At 30.7% G+C, this 22,725-nt stretch carries 22 protein-coding genes; 17 read left to right on the top strand and 5 right to left on the bottom strand.

The features are described from left to right. Nucleotides 1-13 precede the first annotated feature (13 nt). The 5 genes from T329_RS0102925 to metK all read left to right on the top strand — a co-directional run bounded on the left by T329_RS0102925 (nucleotide 14) and on the right by metK (nucleotide 5,437). Nucleotides 14-1,369, top strand: a complete 1,356-nt coding sequence (locus tag T329_RS0102925; RefSeq protein WP_156933795.1) for a hypothetical protein — start codon at nucleotides 14-16, stop codon at nucleotides 1,367-1,369. 4 nt (nucleotides 1,370-1,373) lie between these two features. Continuing rightward, nucleotides 1,374-2,189 carry a hypothetical protein gene (locus T329_RS0102920; protein WP_029608943.1) on the top strand — a complete coding sequence of 272 codons (816 nt, stop codon included), beginning with the start codon at nucleotides 1,374-1,376 and terminating at the stop codon, nucleotides 2,187-2,189. 146 nt (nucleotides 2,190-2,335) lie between these two features. Then, nucleotides 2,336-3,043 carry a hypothetical protein gene (locus T329_RS0102915; protein WP_156933794.1) on the top strand — a complete coding sequence of 236 codons (708 nt, stop codon included), beginning with the start codon at nucleotides 2,336-2,338 and terminating at the stop codon, nucleotides 3,041-3,043. A 676-nt stretch (nucleotides 3,044-3,719) separates the two neighbouring features. After that, the gene (locus tag T329_RS03880; RefSeq protein ID WP_156933793.1) at nucleotides 3,720-4,103 is read left to right on the top strand and encodes a hypothetical protein; all 384 of its coding nucleotides are present in this window, start codon (nucleotides 3,720-3,722) and stop codon (nucleotides 4,101-4,103) included. Between the two features lie 191 nt (nucleotides 4,104-4,294). After that, nucleotides 4,295-5,437 (top strand): methionine adenosyltransferase, encoded by a 1,143-nt coding sequence (metK, locus tag T329_RS0102905; RefSeq protein ID WP_029608940.1) that lies wholly within the window; start codon nucleotides 4,295-4,297, stop codon nucleotides 5,435-5,437. Nucleotides 5,438-5,654: 217 nt separating this feature from the next. Here metK and T329_RS0102895 read toward each other — a convergent pair whose 3' ends face one another. The 5 genes from T329_RS0102895 to cypl all read right to left on the bottom strand — a co-directional run bounded on the left by T329_RS0102895 (nucleotide 5,655) and on the right by cypl (nucleotide 11,373). After that, nucleotides 5,655-6,065, bottom strand: a complete 411-nt coding sequence (locus T329_RS0102895) for a hypothetical protein (RefSeq protein ID WP_029608938.1) — start codon at nucleotides 6,063-6,065, stop codon at nucleotides 5,655-5,657. Continuing rightward, on the bottom strand, nucleotides 6,056-7,456 hold the full coding sequence (gene gltX, locus T329_RS0102890; RefSeq protein WP_029608937.1) for a glutamate--tRNA ligase: 1,401 nt from the start codon (nucleotides 7,454-7,456) through the stop codon (nucleotides 6,056-6,058). Before gltX ends, T329_RS0102895 begins: the two co-directional genes overlap by 10 nt. A gap of 86 nt (nucleotides 7,457-7,542) precedes the next feature. Further along, complete coding sequence (locus tag T329_RS0102885) at nucleotides 7,543-9,291, bottom strand: PhnE/PtxC family ABC transporter permease (RefSeq protein WP_029608936.1); 1,749 nt, start codon at nucleotides 9,289-9,291, stop codon at nucleotides 7,543-7,545. Next, a complete protein-coding gene (locus tag T329_RS0102880; RefSeq protein ID WP_029608935.1) occupies nucleotides 9,255-10,007 on the bottom strand; it encodes a phosphonate ABC transporter ATP-binding protein in 753 nt (250 codons plus the stop codon). Before T329_RS0102880 ends, T329_RS0102885 begins: the two co-directional genes overlap by 37 nt. Further along, on the bottom strand, nucleotides 9,997-11,373 hold the full coding sequence (gene cypl, locus T329_RS0102875) for an ABC transporter thiamine pyrophosphate-binding lipoprotein p37/Cypl (protein WP_029608934.1): 1,377 nt from the start codon (nucleotides 11,371-11,373) through the stop codon (nucleotides 9,997-9,999). The genes T329_RS0102880 and cypl overlap by 11 nt, the downstream gene beginning before the upstream one ends. A gap of 243 nt (nucleotides 11,374-11,616) precedes the next feature. Here cypl and gyrA point away from each other — a divergent pair, with 243 nt between their 5' ends. From gyrA to T329_RS0102815, 12 genes are all read left to right on the top strand, one after another. Further along, complete coding sequence (gyrA, locus tag T329_RS0102870) at nucleotides 11,617-14,262, top strand: DNA gyrase subunit A (RefSeq protein WP_029608933.1); 2,646 nt, start codon at nucleotides 11,617-11,619, stop codon at nucleotides 14,260-14,262. Between the two features lie 21 nt (nucleotides 14,263-14,283). Then, complete coding sequence (locus T329_RS0102865; RefSeq protein ID WP_029608932.1) at nucleotides 14,284-15,798, top strand: MAG5620 family putative phospho-sugar mutase; 1,515 nt, start codon at nucleotides 14,284-14,286, stop codon at nucleotides 15,796-15,798. A gap of 184 nt (nucleotides 15,799-15,982) precedes the next feature. After that, nucleotides 15,983-16,579 (top strand): 30S ribosomal protein S4, encoded by a 597-nt coding sequence (gene rpsD, locus T329_RS0102860; RefSeq protein ID WP_029608931.1) that lies wholly within the window; start codon nucleotides 15,983-15,985, stop codon nucleotides 16,577-16,579. A gap of 23 nt (nucleotides 16,580-16,602) precedes the next feature. Further along, nucleotides 16,603-16,815, top strand: a complete 213-nt coding sequence (rpmE, locus tag T329_RS0102855; RefSeq protein ID WP_029608930.1) for a 50S ribosomal protein L31 — start codon at nucleotides 16,603-16,605, stop codon at nucleotides 16,813-16,815. An 85-nt stretch (nucleotides 16,816-16,900) separates the two neighbouring features. After that, nucleotides 16,901-17,905, top strand: a complete 1,005-nt coding sequence (gene hrcA, locus T329_RS0102850) for a heat-inducible transcriptional repressor HrcA (protein ID WP_029608929.1) — start codon at nucleotides 16,901-16,903, stop codon at nucleotides 17,903-17,905. A gap of 2 nt (nucleotides 17,906-17,907) precedes the next feature. After that, entirely contained in the window at nucleotides 17,908-18,735 is an 828-nt protein-coding gene (gene grpE, locus T329_RS03800; RefSeq protein WP_029608928.1) for a nucleotide exchange factor GrpE, read from the top strand. Between the two features lie 23 nt (nucleotides 18,736-18,758). Next, nucleotides 18,759-19,187: an MscL family protein gene (locus T329_RS0102840; protein ID WP_029608927.1), complete on the top strand. Its 429-nt coding sequence runs from the start codon at nucleotides 18,759-18,761 to the stop codon at nucleotides 19,185-19,187. Between the two features lie 98 nt (nucleotides 19,188-19,285). Further along, nucleotides 19,286-19,540, top strand: a complete 255-nt coding sequence (locus T329_RS0102835) for a hypothetical protein (RefSeq protein WP_029608926.1) — start codon at nucleotides 19,286-19,288, stop codon at nucleotides 19,538-19,540. A gap of 137 nt (nucleotides 19,541-19,677) precedes the next feature. Continuing rightward, nucleotides 19,678-19,977, top strand: coding sequence for a 50S ribosomal protein L21 (gene rplU, locus T329_RS0102830; protein ID WP_029608925.1), 300 nt, complete (start codon nucleotides 19,678-19,680; stop codon nucleotides 19,975-19,977). Between the two features lie 4 nt (nucleotides 19,978-19,981). After that, on the top strand, nucleotides 19,982-20,260 hold the full coding sequence (rpmA, locus tag T329_RS0102825; protein ID WP_029608924.1) for a 50S ribosomal protein L27: 279 nt from the start codon (nucleotides 19,982-19,984) through the stop codon (nucleotides 20,258-20,260). Between the two features lie 112 nt (nucleotides 20,261-20,372). Then, complete coding sequence (locus tag T329_RS0102820; RefSeq protein ID WP_029608923.1) at nucleotides 20,373-21,104, top strand: DNA-processing protein DprA; 732 nt, start codon at nucleotides 20,373-20,375, stop codon at nucleotides 21,102-21,104. Between the two features lie 39 nt (nucleotides 21,105-21,143). After that, nucleotides 21,144-22,343 (top strand): YitT family protein, encoded by a 1,200-nt coding sequence (locus T329_RS0102815; RefSeq protein ID WP_029608922.1) that lies wholly within the window; start codon nucleotides 21,144-21,146, stop codon nucleotides 22,341-22,343. Nucleotides 22,344-22,725 lie beyond the last annotated feature (382 nt).

The raw sequence follows: 22,725 nt of genomic DNA, 5'->3' as shown, positions 1-22,725 counted from the left end.
TATAATATTATCTATGAAACTTGAATTGATAAATGCAGTCACATCGCTAGTTAAGATTTCTCAACCTGTCATGATGGCCAACACTTTTGATTATGAAATGGAAGATTATAAAGATTTTAACTATGCTCAAAGCAAAGTTATTGATGTTTACACTGAAAATAAGGATTTTTTATTAAATTTTGTTCGAGAAATTACCTCTAAAACTACACTAAGTAGCAAGCAATTCAACGCTATGAATATGGAAGAAAAAGCCAAACTTTTTTTCAAAGTATTAAACTCATACAAAGAGCAAGGATTAATTACAAAATCAGATGTTGATTTGATTTTATTGCATAAAGATCAATTTGTAACAAAAGTAAATGATTCTATTAAAAATGGCATTACTTCCTATGCAAATGATTATTTCAAAAATCTCCGCGAGATAAAAACAGAGATTGGTTCATATTATGATAGATTAGTTACTGACAATGAGAAGAACTATTCTGTCAATATTGACGGATCGGCAAGCACTAAAGATTTATTTAGTAACATCGAGAAAATTAAAGAATTGGCTCAATTAGTAAAAAGCACTGATATTAATGAGAGATTAGAATTTATAAAAAAGATTAGAACGGTTTCTGCATCAATTAATGCAATTGTAATTTTAGGGAGCCTCACTTCAGGTATTGCGAGTTTTTTATCCATTATAACAGGGGGAGCGTTAGTGGGTGCCGCTTACATCTTGGGTATAAGTATATCGGCATTGTCAAGTGTTTCCAGTCTTTTGGAAACGTGAGCTTCTATGGAAGAAAACAATGTGAAAAATATAAATTCATTCGCTAAAATATTTGCTAATCTAGATGAATATACTCCTGAAAAGTTAAAATTTAAAGTAACAAAAACCGCTTTTAAAAAGGGTGTTGTGCTCACACAGTCAGTAATGCTGCTATACAAAAACAGTAAAGTTTTAAATACAAATGCACTTAAACCTCCATCGATTGCAACACCTATATTGCAAGCTTCTGGTGCTTTTTTTGCATCTGCCGAACTTGCCGAAAACCTAAAACGCGTTGAGTTAATAAACAATGCCTTTGTTGATTTAGAAGCGGCAAGTGATAGAATATTAAAATTGAGTAAGTTTTTAGATGATGAACGCTGGGTTGTAGTTAATGAAACGCCTCAAACCAACTCATATAATTTAGGAGGCGTAGGCGGAGAAAACACGGTGTTTAGAAACATAAAAACAGGCGAAGAAAAATCCATTTCCGAAATGCTAAAAATGAGCAAATTTGAGTTACGTTTTTATAAATTAACTAAGGTATTTGACAAAAACAAAGGCTGATATATCAAGTCTCTGCCTAATAAAACAAAGGAAGACAACTTAGGGTAAAATAATGAACGTAGATTTAATATTTATTTTACTTAGCGCATGATCTTTATATTCTTTTACCACCGGTTTGATTGTTATTTCGACTATTGTTATAGTGTCTAGAAAAATTAAAAATAATAGTTTTTTAGGATTGTACATTACGCTACCGAAAAATATATTTAAAAATGTTAATAATGGTATACGCTATCCTGATATGATATTTACATATTTCATCAAAAAGATTTCATTTTTACTTAAAATAACTGCTATTTTATTCGCTTTACATATTTTATTATTGATTGCAACTTTGTTGTTAGGTGTTTTTATATTTAGTGGCTTTACAGGTGATTTTTTTAAAGAATCTGCTAGAGATATTAGGGATATATTTTACGTATTCGGGTTTATACTTTTAATCTTATTTTTTATATATCTTTGCGTTGTGTTTTTAAAAATGTTAATTTCCTATGCTCTGTCTAAAAAAAATATTATAGCCGCACAAGAACTTAATAAATTTACAAATTCTGATAATATCCAAAGTGAAAATTTCGATTTTTCAGACCTTAAACTTGAAGATTATTTTATAGATAATTTGTTGCAAATGTCTATCGAAGTTCATGATCCGATACTAAAATTGTGGCACCGTAAACGGATTACATTAGATTCTAGCTATCTAACTAATTTTATTAGCGAAAACGACTACGAAACTTTTGAAATCAATTTACATGTTTTGTTACTTGCATCAAATGGTATTTTAAAAAAAGATGACAAATTGATAACAACTCGTGAAATAAGCTTTGTGTGATCAATGCGAAAAGAGATTTTTGCTCAATTAAATAACTAATTATTTATTTTTGTGTACGAAATCTCATTATGGAATTTGTAATTGCACAAAATTTATATAAATTTTATACTTTGATTATCAGATGCTTTAAATTATGCAAATCTTGTTTGCAATAATTTAAAGAAACAACATAGGATAAATTTAATATGACTCTAGATATTATGTTTATAATCTTTATTGTATGGCTGGGCTTAATTTGTTTGTATTGATTTACAATACTGGCAGTTAATTTGCAAATTAGCAAGAAAATTTCAAGCATATTTTTGATTTCATTGGTAATTACATTTCCAAAAAATGTTTTTAAAAACCTACATAAAGGTAAACGCTATAGCGATTGAATATTTACTGATTACAATGAGAAAATTTCATTTTTACAGCGCAAATTTTACTTCGTATTTTTATTAACCATATTTTATTTAATATCAACGTTGCTTTTTGCATTACCGTTCGTTATACTTAATATAAATTCTGATGATTTTGCACCAACAGTCGCTAAAGACATAAGATCGTTATGAATTGTTGTGGTACCTATTTTAGCGGTTTTGTTTCTTATTTATATATTTTATGCTGTTTCAGGACTATTGGTCAAATGCTTTAAAGCAAAACATATTGTTCAGATAGCTCAATCATTGAACAATGATTTGCAAGCTAGTGCAATTGAGGATGAAAGCATCAATTCTGTAAATTTTGAACTAAAAGACTACTTTTTTGACAAACAATTTAACATGACCTTTGAAATTAATAACCATATCCTGAGATATTTCTATGGAGAAACGATTAAATTAGATTCACAAGAAATTACAGAATTAGCTATGGGGGAAGATTTTGAAGAATATCAAAATAATCTATATTAGATATTGTTTACAAGCGGCGATAATCTTAAAAATAAGGAAAATCAACCTATTTCACTACAAGAATCTTGCTATATTTGATCCAAACGTATTGAAATATTTAACGAAATTGTGACTGAATAACAATTTAAGATAATGATTAATATACTTTATTCTAGGGTAGCTGTACGCATTCTTACATATTAATATATTGACGCAACAAACATGCTGTTATTTACTTGAACAATTACTGTAATATATAAATTAGGATAATCATGCACAATAGAATCATAGTTTTTTTAGCAAGTTTAATATTTTTTATTTTGTATACATAATCAAAAACATTATTAATTGATGGTTACTTAAAAATATAGGTGGAAATCTATTTCAAGGATATTATATGGATGCATCCAGATACATGATATCAAGTATACAATCACGCAATCACGTTAACCAAAGACACTACGATTATCTTTTAAAATGTTTAAATAAATTAATTTTTTCCTGAATCATTCAATTAATTAGCTTAATAATTTTGGTTATTATAGTTTTAATACCAATCCTATATTCCGTATTATTTGAAGGCTCTGGTATTTTAGGTTCATTTAATTCACAAAAGATATTAGATATTGTTTACCCAGCAATTGCTTCGATTTATACTATCTTATTTTTTATCCACATACTTGTTATCTTGATAAAATTGATTCATACTAAAATCCTTCTTTTAAAAAGTGAAACACGTATTGCAAATGACGATGATATTTATAAATCGAAAGAAAGGGTCGATTTAAGTAATTTAAATATTAAAGATTATTTTGATGACAAGCAGTTTAAATTTAATCTAGTGATTGACAACTTAAATTTCACTTGATTATTCAAGAGTCAAACAATAGTAAAAGCTTCAGTTTTATCTAATTTTGTATTTAATAAAAATTTTGAAACTTTTCAAAATAATCTTTATATACTGTTATTTTATTCAAATATAACGCCTTTAAATGATTCAGACTCCACTATTACAGAAGATGAAAGACTTTATATTTGGTCCAAACGAAAATTCATTTTTAATGAATACATAATAAATTAGTATTTTCATTTTTGAATAAATAAAAATTAGTTATCATTAGTTAAAACATAAAGAGTTGCTTAGCTTGACAGCTATGAGGCATGCCAACCCCAAATAATGGAAGGTGGAACGTCAGGGAGTATAAATTACTCCAACATGTTCAATGGTTTGTGGTACACAACTCTTTTGTTTTACAACAAAGGAGTTTTTTTATGAAGTTTAAAAAATTATTTACCTCAGAGAGTGTAGGCCAAGGTCATCCAGACAAAGTGTGTGACCAGATTTCAGATACAATTTTGGACGCTTACTTATCTCAGGATAAAAATGCTCGTGTGGCTGTAGAAACGATGGCGAGTGGTAACATTGTTTTAATAGGCGGCGAGGTTAGTGCAAACGCAGTTGTAGATGTCAAAAAAATAGCGACAAATATATTGAAAAAATTGGGTTATTTTACTGAAAATGTACAAATTATTACTGATATTAAACAGCAAAGCGCTGATATAAGTCAAGGAGTTACTTTAGCAGAAGATAAAATTGGGGCAGGTGATCAAGGAATCATGTTTGGTTATGCAACAAATGAAACAAGTTCTTATATGCCTTTAGCAATTACTCTTGCACATGAGTTAGTTAAATTAGCTGACAAATTAAGAATTGAAGGTAAATTTAAATGAGCTGGTGCTGATATGAAAAGTCAAGTAACTATTGACTATAGCGATCCAGCAAATACAAAAGTAGACACAGTTCTAATGTCAATTCAACACAGTGGAGATTATGACCAACAAGAGTTCAATAGTTTTATTAAAAACCAAGTAATTTCAGTAGTTTTGGGCAAATACAATTTAGAGTTGCCGGAGAAAATTTTAATTAACCCAACAGGTCGTTTTGTAATTGGCGGTCCTATTGGTGATACTGGTTTAACTGGCCGTAAAATTATTGTTGACACATATGGGGGAGCAGCTAGACATGGTGGTGGAGCATTTAGTGGTAAAGATGCAACCAAAGTCGATCGTTCAGCAGCGTATGCATGCAGATGAATCGCTAAAAACTTAGTCGCCGCGCGTTTAGCAGATCGCATCGAAATACAGGTTTCATACGCAATCGGCGTGGCTGAGCCAGTTTCGGTAAGCGTATACACATTTGAAACCGAAAAAGTTGATCGTGAATTAATCAAAGAAGTAGTAATGAATTTATTTGATTTGCGCCCATTTTCAATAATTAAAGATCTTGAGTTAAAAAATCCAATTTATGCACAAACAAGTTATTTTGGTCATTTTGGCCGTGAAGATCTTGATTTACCATGAGAACGTTTAAACAAGGTAGAACAAATTAAACAATACATTAAAGAAAGAATTTAGAATTTATCTTGTTTATGCTAAAATAAACAAGTATATATTTATTTAACAAAGGAAATCATGAGAAAAATTGTTAGACTAAAAAATAAAGAACGTGCAGCTAAAAGATTGCACAAATTACAAAAAGAACAAGCTAGAGACGAAAGAAGAGCAGCTAGAGCAGCTCAAGCCTAATAAAGTCTCAGTAATAATTAAAAAATCCAAGATTTTACTTGGATTTTTATTCATCGATTTTTGTAATTGTTATCTTAAATTTTCCCATTGGATCATTATTAACGCTGAAAATTTCATACTCAAAGTAATATTTTGTATCTTCAACTTGACAAGCGTTCATAAACGTTTTTAGATTAAATTTATTTCCATTGGCATTTACATGAGAACCACTATGAAACTTTTTGTGTCTAAGTTCAAGGGTTGCATGATTATTCAAGATATTTACTCTTGAATCATTAATTTCAATACGAACAGGTTGTTTGTTTTGAGGGTCTGTAAACGTGAATGTGTGAAAATGTTGTTTATCATTGTCGAAAATGTCTTTAAAATGCGTAATTTCGTACGAAGCTTCAGCTTCAAATTCCACAACATTATTATTTTCTTCTTGATCGGCAATTGAGTGAAATTTTATTTTCATTTGCTCAATCTTTCTTTTACACAGTCTTCGCCGTATAAATAAATAGCTTTAGCTAACTCGGGACCATGCTCTAAATAAGTTGCTGCTTTTCTAATTGGCATAAATAATTTTTTACCTGAAATTGCTAACTCTGCTTTAGTTTGGTTGATAATATTTTGAATGTTTTCAACTGTAAAATCAGTATTTTGAATTAAGGTATTGAAGTGTTTTGCAACCCTAATTTCTTCCTCATTTAATTCTGGTGCATTAGTTAAGTCTTTATTTTGATATTGAACTAAATGATCTTTTAGCTCTTGCAATGTTGCACAGCTTTCTTTAAATGTATTAATGAAAAGTTGGTTTCATTCGCTTGCAGGGTCAATGTTTAGTTTTGATGCCAACTCGTCTGTAGGAATAGATTTAAAATATTGTTTTGAGAATCATTGCATTTTAACCACATCGAATTTAGAAGGTGATTTAGATAGTCTTTGCGGATCAAATTTAGCAATAATTTCGTCTTTACTCATTAATTCACTAGCATCTTCTGCGGTTCAACCTAATAAGCTTAAAAAGTTAAACACAGCATGAGCAACATAGCCTTCATTTCTATAGTCTTCAATGAATTGTTTAAGTGAAGTGTCTCTTTTTGAAAGTTTTTTACCTTCCATATTGGTAATGACTGTTAAATGTCCAAAAGTAGGTGCTTGTCAACCCAATGCGTTATAAATAACTAATTGTTTTGGTGTATTAGTAATGTGTTCTTCGCCTCTTAAAACGTGTGAAATTGACATATCGTGATCATCAACTACCACAGCAAAGTTGTATGTTGGATAGCCGTCAGATTTATAAATAACTCAGTCACCAATATCAGAAGAGTTAAAACTAATTTCGCCACGAACAAGGTCATTTCAAGCTAATTGAACATCTTTAGGCATTGCCAAACGTATTGAATATTGAGCAAGATCGTCTCTTTTTTGTTTTTCTTCTTCACTAATTTTTAACCAATTACGATCATATTTAAAAGAAGGGATCCCTTTTGCATCTGATTCAGCGTGTTGAGCTTCTAATTCTTCCGCAGTGTCGTAAGCTTTGTATGCTAAGCCTTTATCAAGCAATTCTTGGGCAATTTGTTTGTAGCGATCAAGTTTTTCACTTTGACGATATTTGCCACAAGCTGGATTAGGTTTTAGTGGGCTTTCATCTGGAATAATACCCAATCATTCTAGATTTTCTAGCTGGCTTCTTTCGCCATCAATAACGTTTCTTTTAACATCAGTGTCTTCTAGCCTGAAAATAAAGTCACCGCCAAAATGTTTTGCGAATAAATAGCAAAATAACGCAGTTCTAGCACCTCCAATATGTAAATATCCCGTTGGACTTGGTGCGTATCTAGTTCTAATTTTTGTACTCATAATATTCCTTAAAAGTATATAAATTCTAATAATTAATACCTATAATTATATATAAAAAAGCTAACAATTTGTTAGCTTAAATTTAACTATCTCAATATTCTTTTGGTTAAGATTTTGCCGACAATATTGATGCTCAATATTGAAAATGTTCCAACTCAAGCATATGCTAGTGCAATTTCGGGGTGAAAGTTTTTTGCATCCATGTATTTAATTATTCCCGAGCCTATACTTAGCTGACCTTCTGAAAAAATTGCATATGTTATTGAAGAACGAAAGATTAGTTCAAAGTAAAAAATACTTAAAGCTATAAAATCTCTTTTGATACTTGCTAAAACATATTTAGTAAATATTGCATTGTTGGTATAGCCTTGCATTCTCATATTCGCAATAACTTCCTCGTCAAGTGAGTCAACAGCCTCACTTAATTGTTTAGCTTTTGAAGACATTTCATGCACGCCAATAACAATAATTAAAACCATTAAAGTTGTATTAAATAGCGGTAAAAATAGGTAAATCAACACAATTGTTGGCAAAATTCTAGTTAGAGAATTTAGTGTTCTAAATAAAATAGCGATTGGGTATTTATTCAAATGTAAAGACTGGAATCTTATTGAAATTATTGTTAAAACAATACATATGAAAAGGGCACAAACGCTAAATTGAAATGATTGTCAAAACATTAATAAGGGATTGTTTGTAACACTTGATGAGCCTAGATTAAAGATACTAAAGTCAGGTTTTAAAAAGTTTTTGAAAAATTCTTTTGTGCTAGCAGTATCAAAAAGTAAGTAGCGGGTGGTTGCTAATGTATAAATTGTTAATGCTATACAAAGTAAATAAATTGAGTAAAGCACGATTTTACGAACATTTATTTTTTTGAATATTTGTTCATAATTTGCAAATTTATACTGAGATTTTGTATAAATTTTTTGTGTTTTAGCTTCAAAAAGGAATTTTTTGAACAATATATTTACCACTTCTAATATGCCAACGAAAATGATCATAACTAGTAAAGGTATACCAAGTTCAACAAAATTAAAAGTTTGTGCCGATGCATATTTAAGTAATATACCAATTCCAGGCAGCGCTAACGCCCCTAAAATTGACGCTCAACGAACATTTGATTCGAATGAATAAATAAATAGGGCATTGAATCTTTGTTTGACTCTCGGAACAATTTCTTTGATAAAGGCTTTAAAAGGTGAATTTCCTTGATTAATTGATACAAAATATGGTGTTAAATCAACATTATCAAGTATTTCGATATAGTATTTATGTAATCAAAGTCAAGTGAATCATGCATAAACTATTAGCAACGCTAATTCATTTCTAAATGTTCCTGTTATAAGTGTAATGAATACTAATTCAGGAACTGATCGCAGCACTAACATTGTTATTTTAAAAACGAAAGCTGTATATTTATTAGTTGCTCTAGCAAATGAAAGAATGGATGTGCCCACGGCAAATAAAAATCCAATAAAAGTTCCCACTAAGGCATATTTAATGGTTACTCATAAAGCTATAAAGCTATCATTTCATAGGTTTGTGAACTCACCACTAAAAAATCCTGTTTTTTGGTGATTTTTATTGCTAAAAACAAATAAGTTTTGGATTTTTTGTCAAACAATTTTAAAATTATCAGCTCTAAAAGCGCTGCTTTGTGCATAGAAAAAGTACGCAATTATTGCAATTATTGCAATTCAAAATAAATGCTTAAATATAGGGCGTATTTTTCAACTGCTTTGTTGATTTGATTTTGTGCTAACAAAACGATACTTGAAAAAAGTACTTTGCTGATTTATACCATCTTGGTTACTGCTTTTTGTAGTTCTCATTGTTCTATGTTATCTGTTGTTTTATCTAAAATAATTTGTTGATTATTGATAGCAATAACACGATCAAAATTTTCCTTAATCAAGCTTAAATCGTGTATATTCACCAAAATTGTTTTCCCTTTATGTTTTAATTGTTGCAATATATTCAACACTTCAATGCTGGTTTGATTATCCAAATTTGAGGTAGGTTCATCGGCTAAAATTAAGTCAACATTACGAACCAATAATTTAGCTATTTCAACCCTTTGCTGTTGACCACCACTTAAATCGCTAACTCTATAGAAAATCTTGTCCAATATACCTAATTCGTCTAGAGTATGAGCGATTAAAAATTTTTGTTTTTTGCTCAAAATGCCTAGCATTTTGAAGAAAAAATTATCATAATCAATGTATGCTCGTTTGACATTATCATAAACATTTTCAGTGTTTATTAAGTTTGGTTTTTGTGTTAAAAAACCAATTTTTTTAATATTCTTGGCTCAATCTTTTCTTTTTCAATTGCTTGTGTTTGAATTGAACAAGGTTATTTGACCATTTTTAACGTTAATAGCATTTACCAATGCTTTAAATAGTGTACTTTTACCAGCCCCGCTAGGACCAATAACAGCCACCATTTCTCCCTGATTGATAGTTAAATTGATGTTTTTTAAAATTAAAGCGGATTTGGCTGTGTATGCTAAATCCACTTTATCAAGTTTAATTATGTTATTGGCCACTTGTGCTAATTGCAGGGATATCGTTAACTAGGTTTTGAGTGGTTTCAGCTTGGATTTGTAATTTAGAAAATTTTTCTAATAAATCCATAGTAATTGGCATAAATTTGTTGTAACCTGTGTAAATACCGTATGTATTTTCTTGTAATGAAAGTGATTGTAATGCCTTACCAATCAATTCAGATTGTTTTTTTGATAGACCTTTACGTCCTAAAGCAACATCATAAGCTGCTGGGTTAGTTAGTGTTAGTGTTCTAATTACAACATTTTCTGGATCATCATAAGGTCTTTGTGAAATGTAGCCTGTTGGCTCATAACGTACACGACCTTCTTTGTATCTTGTTCAGTTGTATGCTCCTTCATAGTCAAAGCCAATGTGAGGTGTGATAGTTGTGGCTGCACGGCCTAATTGATCTCTTGGGCTTTTTGTAGCGACTACATTAGCATTTGATGATTGCAAGTATTCATTGACAAATTCGACGGTTTTATTGAAATGACGAGCTAATAAAGCTACTTGGTATTTGTATGAACCTGAACTTTCTTTTTCTTTGTATGAAATTCCGTGAGCTACAAACTTATCTCAATCTTTTGCTTCTCAATCACGAATAATTTGTTGTCTTTTTTGCAAGTTTCCTGCAATTAAAATTGCACCATGATATACATATGTTAATTCGTTATCTGAGTAAAAAGTTGTATATTTTGAGCCATCAAAATGTACTTTCCCCTTGCTTTCAGCAATTTTTCAATCAGGGAAATCATAGCCAGTGTCTTTAACTCATACTTCATTGTTTTTGTTTGCTGTGATTCTTAATTTGTCTGTTGCTGAACCGTCAACATAATAATCATTATCTGAAGCTTGTCATTTGAATTTTAATGTGGCTGCTTGAGCGATTAAGTTGACATCTAAATTGCGTTTAAATTGTCTATTTGCATCAAAAAAGTTTTGGAAATATGTTGAATAGTTAGCAATAAAAACGTCTTTGTCTTTATTATCGTTTTCTAGTTTTGAATAGTAAGCAGGCTTATCATAGTCTGTTGCTATTTTGAATTTAACGTCTTGAAGACCTTTGGTTAGAGGGTCTTGTTCTTTTAAGGCATTAAAACGTGCAGAAAGCAACGCTAAAAAGTCTTTTTGAATTTGAGGAATTTCATCACCTTCGTTGGCAGGGCCAAAACCATCATTAATGTATTCGTTTACAATGGTAATTGTGTTATCTCAAAGATGTTCAATTTGTTCTTTTTCTGCTTGAAGTGGATCTTTTGTTTCTGGTTTTTTTTCTACTGGATTGTTACACGCAGTTGCTAAAGCTGCAAATCCACTAATTCCAGAAATAGATCATAAAATGTTTAATTTTCTTGAAAATTTCATAAAAAATACTCCTTTGACAAAGGAATAATCTAATATAACTAGCCACGCATGAATTACCATGATCTGCTAATAGGTATATCTCAGCCGCACTTGCAGCACCCTTGTCGTTTAAATTATAGCAAGAACAAGAACTAATATATAAATTTATAAGTTTTAATATTAATTATTTTAAGCATGCAATCATCTCAATAAAAAACATCTTTTTGGTATAATTTAAAATATTAATATTTATAAGGAGTTGCCATGTCAAAAAATGATAAAGATCCTAAAAAAAGTTTAATTAATGACCAAGATTTAGAGCTAAAACCTACTGAATTTGATGAAGATTTAGTTCCAGAAGAAGAATTGTTTGTTGCTTTTAAACCAGAGGTAAATATTGTTGAAGAAGAGGAAGAAGAAATTCCTCAAAATAAAGATGATTACGAAGTTAAAAGTCAAATTATTGAAACTCCTTTAGATGGTTTACACCCAATTGAAATTGATAAAGAAATGAAAAACTCATTTCTTGAGTATGCAATGAGTGTTATTGTGTCAAGGGCACTGCCGGACGCAAGGGATGGTTTAAAACCAGTTCATAGACGTATTCTTTACGATATGAGCGAATTAGGAATTACTCATAGTTCACAGCACAGAAAAAGTGCGCGTATAGTTGGGGATGTTTTAGGTAAATATCACCCACATGGTGACTCTTCAGTATACGAAGCCATGGTTAGAATGGCTCAAGATTTTTCAATGCGTTATCCGCTTGTTGATGGCCACGGTAACTTTGGCTCTATTGATGGCGATGGTGCTGCTGCAATGCGTTATACTGAAGCAAGAATGAGTAAACTTGCTTCAGAAATGCTTGATGGCATCAAGAAAAATACAGTAAATTTTGTTGATAACTATGATGCTAGCGAAAAAGAACCAGTTGTTTTACCTTCTCGCTTTCCTAATCTTTTAGTTACAGGGGGTTCAGGTATAGCAGTTGGTATGGCAACCAATATTCCACCTCACAACTTAGGCGAAGCAATTGACGCAACAATTGCGGTTGCTCAAAATCCAGAAATTACAATCAGCGAAATTATGCAATTAATGCCTGGGCCTGATTTTCCAACGGGTGCCACGATTTTAGGTAATCAAGGTATTAAAGAGGCATACTCAACAGGTAGAGGTTCAATCACTATTCGTTCAGTAGCCCACATTGACGAATTTGCAAACGGCAAAAGCCGAATTGTAGTTACGCAAATTCCTTATGAAATTAAAAAGACAGCAATTATTGAAAAAATTGCTGAATTAGTTAAAGATAAAACAATTGAAGGAATTAGCGATCTTCGTGATGAATCTAACCGCGAAGGTATAAGAATTGTTATCGACGTTAAAAGAAATGTCAATCCACACGTTTTATTAAACAAACTTTATCGGCAAACGAATTTACAGGTAAATTATGGCGTCAACTTTGTTGCTTTAGTTAATGGCGAGCCAAAATTATTAAACATTAAACAAGCCATTGAGGTGTATTTAACTCACCAAGAAGACGTCGTTACAAGAAGATTGCAATTTGATTTGGAAAAAGCTAAAGATAAATTACACATTCTTGAAGGATTGAAAATTGCTGTTGAAAATATTGACGAAGTAATAGCAATTATTAAAAAATCTAAAAATGATGCAGACGCTCAAACACGTCTTGCTGAACGTTTTAGTCTAAGTGAAAGACAAACAAAAGCTATCGTTGATATGCGTTTAGGTCGTTTAACTAGCCTTGCGATTGAAAATATGATTGAAGAAATGAATGCTTTAATTGCTGAAATTGCAAGAATAGAATTGATTTTAGCCGATCATAACGAACTAATTAAACTAATCATTAGCGAATTAAACGAAGTAAAAGAAAAATATTCAGATGCGCGTAGAACCCAAATAAATCTAGAAGCAGGTTCAAAAATTACTGATGAAGATTTAATTCCAATGCGTGAAATCGTGATTACTACTTCTGCAAACGGATACGTAAAAAGAATGGATCTAGATGAATACAAAACTCAACGTCGTGGTGGGGTTGGTATTACTACAATGAAAACTTACGATGATGACGATGTTGCCTCATTAATAACTTGTTCAACACACACAGACTTATTCTTATTCTCTAACCAAGCACGTGTGTACCGAATTCGTGCACACGAATTGCCAGAATTATCTCGTCAATCTAAGGGTGTTCCTTTTGTGAACTTAGTCCCAACTCTTGATGTTAAAAATGAAGAAAAAATTATTTCAATTTTGCCAGTAAATTCATACAACGACAACGAATATTTATTCACTTCAACCAAATTCGGGATCGTTAAAAAAACACCAATTAGTGAATACCAAACAATAAATTCAAATGGTAAATTAGCGTTTAAACTGATTGAAGGTGATGAATTAGTTAGAGCAACAATTATCAAAGATGATTCACTAATTATCCTTGCAAATAACGTTGATAGAGTAATTAAATTCAATTCAGGAGATATTAGACCTATTTCGCGTGTTGCTACTGGCGTAAAAGGGATCAAACTTGATGAAAATGAATACGTAGTCTCTGCTTCAAGTAGCGAAGAAGGTGAAATGGTGTTGACCATTGGTGCCTTAGGATATGGAAAAATTACTCATCACGATGAGTTTAGATTAGTTAACCGTGGTGGAAAAGGTGTAATTGGTATTAAAGCCAAATCTGCTGGAAACATTGTATTTTCACGCTTTGTAAACCGAGATGATGAATTATTAATTATCACCACCAGTGGATTTACAATTAGAGTTCCAATGTCACAAATCAATGAAATCGGACGTAGCGGTAAGGGTGTAAAATTAATTAATTTGAAAAATAAAGAACAAATTCAAGCTGTGGAAGTGATCAAAAATACTGATTCTCAAGCTGAATAAATAAATACGGAGTAAAGCAAAATGGAGCAAAACGGTTTAGTTAAAGATAAATTGATTTTATGTAATCATGCCTTTGTCTTTACGAATAAATCCGATAAAGATCCAGTAAGTCTTTATTCTTTTTTATTGCTTGCCCAAGCAATTAGTGAAAATATCAAAGCTAAAAGTAAGATTCTGGTTTCAATGGAAGGTTTTGGCCAAGGGCAATACATATCTAAGATAGCCAGATATTTGCAATATCGCAACCATCTGGTTTACACCTATGATAAACACACATCTGTGCCTTTGATGGTTGATGAATTTTGCGTTAAAAACTACAATCTTGACTATGTAATCAAGATTGTAGTTGATACCCGTAACAAGTGCGTAAAGTTACTGATTTTAAACTCAAAACTTGAATATTTATCACTGGAACAATATGCAAATATTGAACAAATTTACTCATCAAATTCAGTATTTAATATTGATTTTGAAACAATGGATCTAATTAAACTAGATCTGAATAGACTAGTCAATACACTAACATCTAAAGAACACATGCTTAAGCCATTTGTCAATATTAAACAAAGATATAAAAGCATGAGTTTATTATCACACGCCAATAATTTTGCTTTACAGATAATGACAAAGCTAGTTACTAATTACAATAGTGATTTCAAGTTTCGAAAACGTAAAGTAAGTTTGTATAATCTAGAATTTTTACTGAATATTTTTACTAAAAACTATAGGAATAAAGAAATAAATAATGTTTTTCACTTTGATGAATTAAATACTTTTTCAGTTCACTTTCTTTTAAAAAATAAATATAAGCTTATGGATATTCATTCCTTAGCTTTAGTGTATTTGGACTTTTATTTAGAAGAGTACAAACGCGCACAAATAGATGTGTCTAAATTTAAAGTTTTAATTCCTTTTGATGCTCCTAACAACATTAAAGAATTGTTGTTGCAGTATCATGTTTACTATGAATATTTTGACGAAAATACACGTTTTAGTGTACTAAACGATAAATCTTATGTATTCGCCTACAGTAAAAATGGCTTCATTGCCAACCCAAAATACTCAAAACAAATCAATGATTATTATTTTATGATCTGTCTGGTATGGATGTTGAATTCATATGCTAATAGAAATAATTTATTTACCTTTAAATATAATAAATTAATTGAAAATTTTGGCTCAACTAAAACAACCACTACTTCATGCAAACTTACAAACTTAACAATTGATTCCATAACGGAATTTATAGATCAATTCAATCTTAATAATTTAGCCAAAAGTGGTTATTTTATTGAAAAAATCAATAAATGAGACACAACATTATTATTTTTATTCAGAATTCAAACTGACAAAAAACACGAATTAATTTTCTATTTTGATCCCTCAGCTAATGAATTAAAAATAACCACTCATTTACGCATTACATACAAATATAAATCTGTTTATTCGTTTACCGACAAATTCAAAATCACGCTATTGATTAATAAAATAATCAAAGATTTAAAAAGATTTATAAAACAAAAAAAGATTAAATAGTATTTATATACGTTTTTTACTTCCTTTGTTATAATTGAAAGGCATATTACAGCAGGTTAACATACTGATTACAAATAGTCGTTCCTTTGATTTGAAAGTAAGTCAGCTGAAAACTGAAATCATTAAATAACTATTTCATTAGCAGAGTTAATCCCTTTTAATGTTTTATGCAGAAAGAGGAAACATGAGATATACAGGTCCAGTATTCAAGAAATCACGTCGTTATGGCTTTTCAATTCTTGAAACAGGCAAAGAGTTCTCAAAAGGTAAAAAGAGAACTTACGCACCAGGTCAACACGGAAACAAACGTGTAAAATTATCAGACTATGGTTTACACTTATATGAAAAACAAAAAGTTAGATTTGTTTACGGAACAAGTGAAAAACAACTTAAAAAATTCTTTGAAAGAGCAACAAAAATCAAAGGTGTTTTGGGTACAAACCTAATTCAATTACTTGAATCACGTCTAGATAACCTAGTTTACCGTGCAGGTTTTGCAAACACAAGAAGACAAGCTAGACAATTAGTAGCACACAACCACTTTTTAGTTGATGGCAAAAAAGCTAACATTCCATCAATGACAATTAAAGTTGGTCAAACAATTACTCTTAAAGAAAAATCAAGAAAAAATGTACAAATCGTTGCTAATTTAGAAGCAAAACAAACATCAGCTTGAATTACACTAAAAGAATTTGATGCTAAATTAGACCGTTTACCAGAAAGAAGTGAAGTATTACCTGAAATTAAAGAAAACTTAGTTGTTGAGTTCTATTCAAAATAATTAACTAAGTCAAGGAGATATTTATGAAAAAAGATATTCACCCACAATACAACAAAGTTGAAGTTGTATGTTCAACATGTAATACACAATTCTTATTCGGTACAACAAAATCATCAATTTCTGTTGACGTTTGTTCAGGATGCCACGTTGCTTACACAGGCGATAGAGCTAAAACAAAAGCAACAGGTATGATTGACAAATTCAACCAACGTCTTGCAAAATCAAGCAAAAAATAATCTTAAAAACACGCAAGTGTTTTTTTGTATGCTTAATTTAGCACTCTAACTTTTAAATTGCTAAATTTATGCTATAATTCTTATTATGAATACAACCATACTAAATGAGACTCAAAAACAAATACTAAAATGAACCATAGATTTATACATTGAAACCGGCATTCCTGTTGGTTCTAGCGCTTTATTAAGCAGATTTAATATTCCCTTTTCTAGCGCTAAAGTACGTTATATCATGCAAGAACTTGAACAACAAGGCTATTTAGAAAAAACTCATACATCAAGTGGCAGAATTCCATCGGCTCAAGGTTATCGCTATTATGCGGCAAATTTAGTAGCTCATGATTCAAAAACATTGCGTGAAAAAATGAAAGATATTTTTGCACGCAGACGTAGCAATATTGACGAAACCGTTAAGGAGGCTTGCCAAGTAATTTCAGACACAGTTGGTATAACACTAGTGGCTGGTGAAACCAATGAGTCAGCTACGTTAAAAAGTATTCAGCTAGTACCCTTATCCGAATCAGATGCCACAATCGTCTTGGTTACGTCTTATGGGGAAGTAAGCCATAGAACTGTTTCACTTGATTTAGGTTCAAGCTCAATGTCTGATTTAAGAATCGCAATCCGCATTTTTAAAGAAAGATTAATAGATGTACCTATTCTAAAATTGCGTGAAACTGCGGACAGTTTAGCACCAATTTTGGCTGCTCAAATCAAAAATTATGAATCTATTCTAGAAAGTATGGTTAACAACGTTTTTGATTTTGAATTGCAAAACAAAAACATTGTGTATGGCAAAGATAAAATAATTTTAGCGGATGATATTTCACGCCCAGACTTGTCAAATATTTTGTATTTAATTGAAAATCAGTCAATTTGGCAAACTATTGAAAACGATTTAGATGATGATGCTAAATTAAAAATTTCAATCAGGGATGATCATAGTTCAATAATTACTAAAAAAATCAATAGTGCTGGACGCATAAGTGAAATTAGTTTAGTCGGTTCAAACAGAATGGATTATCATCGTTCAATAGCTGCTATTAAGCTTTTAGAAGATTTAATAGTTGATAAGGAAAACAAGGAGTAAATATGAGTTCAACAAAAATAAAAGAAGGTACAATTTTAAAAACCAATATCAAAATTTTTGAAAATGGCAAGTTCAATAAAGAAATTTCAAAGAAAAATTATGAATTAGCATTAGGTAAAAACCAAATTCATGCTGATATTGATAAATATATTCTGGAGCACGGTTGAGCAAAAAAATATAAAGTGACTGTAGTTTTTGATGCACAAGCTGAAAGTGAGTACGCTGGCAAAACTTTAACTTTTGAAATAATTAACTTGAGCTTTAAAACACAAAATCAATTAGCTAATGAAGTAAACCAAAGCTTACAAAAAGCTCTTGAACGTACTAGTGAAGAGCTAAAAATTTTATCTGAAAAATTCATAGCTCTAGAAGAAATTAATGCAACTTTGAAAGAAAAAGTTCGTGAACTAAGCAATAAATTAAGTGAAAATACACGTATTACAGCCCCAAAAGAAGAAATTGATCGCATTAAAGAGTACTCGTTACAAAAATTCTTTGAAGACTTTACTAATCCATATTCTACTTTTAAAATGGCTGTTGAATCAGGAGTTAATAGCACTGATCAAGGCGTAAAAACCTACGTTGGTGGCTTCAAGATGGTTTTAGGAATGCTTGAAAATGTGTTTAAATCACACGGCCTTGAAATAGTATTGCCACAAGTTGGCTCAAATTTTGATCCTAGCTATCAAAAAGCACTCGAGTTTGTTATTGATAACGAAAAAGAAGCAAACACAATTGTTAAAGTTAATTCAGAAGCTTATAAACTTAAAGACAGAGTGATTAAGCCAGCTCTAGTTGTGTTAAGTAAAAAAGAATCTGTTGAAAAATAAGGTTTTTTGTTATAATTATGCACATGTTTAAGAAAGCAAGTAAAGACGCATGAGCAGTTGTTAAAAAAAGCAATATGTTCATGCTAGCAATTGGTCTATTGATTGGTACCGCATTTAACGCAGTTGTTCAATCATTAGCTAAAGATGTTATTATGCCCCCAATTTCACAATTGATGGGCTCATCAGATGTTGAGAATTGACAAATTGGTTCAGTTTTAATTGGTAAATTCCTATCAGCACTTCTAGCATTCATTATTATTACATTTGTAATTTATCTAATGCTAATGGTAGTGTTCTTGATTAAAGCATCTATTGACTTTAGAAAATTATTAAAACTTAAAAAAGAAGATAAACCAGAACCTATCGTTGAACCCGATACAGACCAATTAATTTTATTAGAACTACAAAAATTAAATCAACATTTCGCAAAACATGAGCAAAACCAACAATAGGTTTTGTTTTTTATTGAATTTTTACTCAGTTTTTACTAATTTTTTTCTTTTTAGTAGTTTCAAGCATATGAATGTGTAAATTGCTATAGGAGGTATAAATGAAGTATAATTTTAGGAAAGTATCGACCAAAGAACAAGCCAACATTTATGGTGGATCCGCACTAAGCGTAGTTACAGCTATAGCGCCACTTGTTATCTCCGGTGTTAGTGCCATCGCCCATATTGTTCGCATGTTTACTTCTCGCTCAGGCGAGAATAAAATAGGTACCAGTTCTGTAAAGTGGAGTAATGAAACTAAAGAACCAAAAGTTGAAGTAACACCACATTACAAAACAATTTACTTAAGCTATTAAAATGTAAAAAATATTATTAAAAAAGCTAATGTGCATTATAATTTAGACGTTACTTTTTTTGTAACCATTCTGAACGGGTAACCAAGAGCATTAAGCCACCCTAAAGATGAGCCACAAAATTCAGGAGATTAATAGACATGTTAGCTATTATTGAAACTGGAGGAAAACAAATTTTAGTCAAAGAAGGACAAACAATCTTCATTGAAAAAATTGAAGGTGAAGAAGGTTCAGTTGTTAAATTTGACAAGGTATTACTAGTTGGAGATAAAATTGGTAAACCATATCTTGAAAAAGCTTATGTTGAAGGAGTAATCCAAAAACAAGGCAAAAGCAAAAAAATCGTTGTATACCGTCACAATGCTAAATCAACTCACAAAAGAAAACTTGGACACCGTCAACCTTATACACGTGTTGAAGTTCAAAAGATTGTAGGATAGTAAGATGGCAAAAACAAAAGCTGGTGGATCTACCAAAAACGGACGTGATAGTCAAAGTAAAAGATTAGGTATCAAACTAGGTGATGGTCAATTCTGTACAGCGGGATCAATTATTTTCCGTCAAAGAGGAACAAAAATTTTCCCAGGTACAAATGCAGGAATTGGTAAAGACGACACAATTTATGCTTTAATAACAGGATATGTAAAATTTGAAAAACGTAGAAATCGTACCTACGCCTCTGTATATGAAACAAGAGTTGTTACACCAAAAAACAACCAATAATTCATCAGCCAAATGGCTGATTTTTTATTGAATTTTATGTATAAAAATCATAATTTTTTCCTTTTTATATTTTTTATCGGCTAAAAACGATTATATATAAGCGGAGGTATAAATGAATGAATTATTAGTCTACTTTTCATTTATTAACAAGGGAAACAATTACGAGATTTTTAAAAATCTAGCCAAGAAAAAGAAAGTAAGTGAATCTAATATAAAACAGGTTATAAACATGTTAAAACGTTTGGGCGTTAAGTTCGTAACGGTTTTTGATGAAGAATATCCACAAATTCTTAAAGCCTTAAAATATCCGCCATATGTAATTTATTATCAAGGTGATATAAATTTATTGAATCAAAAGATAATGTGTATTACAGGAGACACATTCAGCGCAAATATAGATTTGTATATGAAAAATTCAATTGAGTCATTAGCAAAACAATTTACGCTAATAACTAGTGACTTTACTGATATTGATACTAAAATCATTAATGAATTTAAAAAACAAAATCAAAACATTATTCATGTTTTAGCAAATGGTCATTCATATAATAAGCCAAATGCTTTTAATAATAATGATCTATATATTAGTCAATATCCACCGCACGTAAACCCAAAATTAGCTAGATTCAAAGAACGTAATTTATTAATTGCAGCTTTATCGCAATCGCTAATAATTTATGGTTCTAAATCAGGTAGTGGAATAATAAATTTGGCTTCAAAATTTGCAGATTTGAACAAAGAGGTGTATTGCTACCCAAGCATAGATTTAGAAGATGGCAACAATTTTTTGCTTAAAAATGGTGCAAATTTAATCACTCATATTGCCGATATAAATACGTATTAATTTATTGCAAAAAATACATTTTTCACTATAATTGTATTCATGAAAATTACACCAAAAACACAGAAAAAATCTGAACATGTAGCCGTTAGAAAAATTAATCAAAAAATAAAAGATTACAAAATGGGGGCACATGCTTATGATTATCGCAACCCACACGAAAAAGAAACAAAAACTAAGAAAAAACAACTGTATTTTATTAGAACACTATACATGTTGTTGGCTGCGTTCCTGTTTAACTTTGGTGTAGTAGTATTTTTACAAAAATCAGAAACAATACCATCTGGACTTTCGGGAATACCAATGTTGATTTCACTAATATTTCCATCTGCTCAACCTTGGTTTGCTGTTATGTACTTAGCTTGCAACGTACCTTTATTCCTAATTTTTGGATGGAGAATTAAAAAATCATTTTCATTGCATACGCTCGAGTTTATGTTATTCCAAATATTAATAAACTTTTTATTGACTTATGAGTTTAGTTCTTCATTCGGTTCTATATCGGGCCTATTTCACAAAGTGTTTAACGTGGCACCAGGGTGAGAAAAAGTAATAATTTTAGATGGCGTTGTATATGAAAACCCGACGACTTGACCAATTTTAGCCAATGGTTTAATTGGGTCTGCATTTATTGGAACTTCAATTGCTTTAGCTTGAAAATTTGGTGGTTCAACTGGTGGAACAGACATTATTGGGTATTATTTCTCAACAACTAAACAAAGAAGTATTGGCGTTGTTTTGTCTTCTATAGCTTTAGTGACTTCAATGATCTTTTTAATTATCTTTGCAATTGTAAAACCGCATAATCTTTCAATCGAGCATGTGTATACAGCTAGCGAGAAGGGTTCTTATGCAGTGACATACAAACCAACACAATCAAGAGTGTACTTTGGTATGCGCGAAGTTACCTCGTTTGTATATATTGGTGTAGTTAATGGCTTAGTTTCGTTATTGTATCCAAAATACAAAAAAGTTAACCTTGAAATATCTTGTTCAGGCAAATTCGATGTTGTGTTGAATTACTTTAAAGATATTGATTATTGACACGCTTATTCAATTTATGAAATTAAAAGTGGTTATACAGGTGAAAAAGTTTATAAACTAAAAACAACGATGTTGCTTTTAGAGGCTAAAAACATTATTAAAGACCTAAAACAACTTCATCCAACCATTTGGATAAGTGTGAGTCCAGTGACGAAAACATTTGGCTTATTCAACACACATTTTGTTGATGAGGATTAAAAACATTGCATCGGCAATGTTTTTTTTGTTTAAAAAAACAAAAAAATAATTAACTCATAACAAGTTAATTATCCTATAATGAAGGTTCAAGTGCAACACTTACTTTTATTATATTACAACGTGCAAACTCATGGTTGAGCACGTTGTTTTTTATTTATTTTAATTAGAAAATTCTCGGTTTGTAAAACCGACATAAATTTGTGCAACAAATTTTCTTAGTGTGATTACACACTAACAGAAGAATAACGTTGAAAAACTTCTTTGGATGTTTTTCAACCTAAAATTTCTCTTGGCATATTGTTTATTGAATCGATGTACTCGTTAAGCTCTTCTTCAGACAATAGATTAAAGTCAAATCCTTTCTTATATTTTCTTCTGATTA

This window comes from Mycoplasma simbae ATCC 49888 (assembly GCF_000702705.1).
GTDB lineage: Bacteria > Bacillota_I > Bacilli_A > Mycoplasmatales > Metamycoplasmataceae > Mycoplasmopsis > Mycoplasmopsis simbae.
This window is presented reverse-complemented; position numbering and strand designations above follow the sequence as displayed.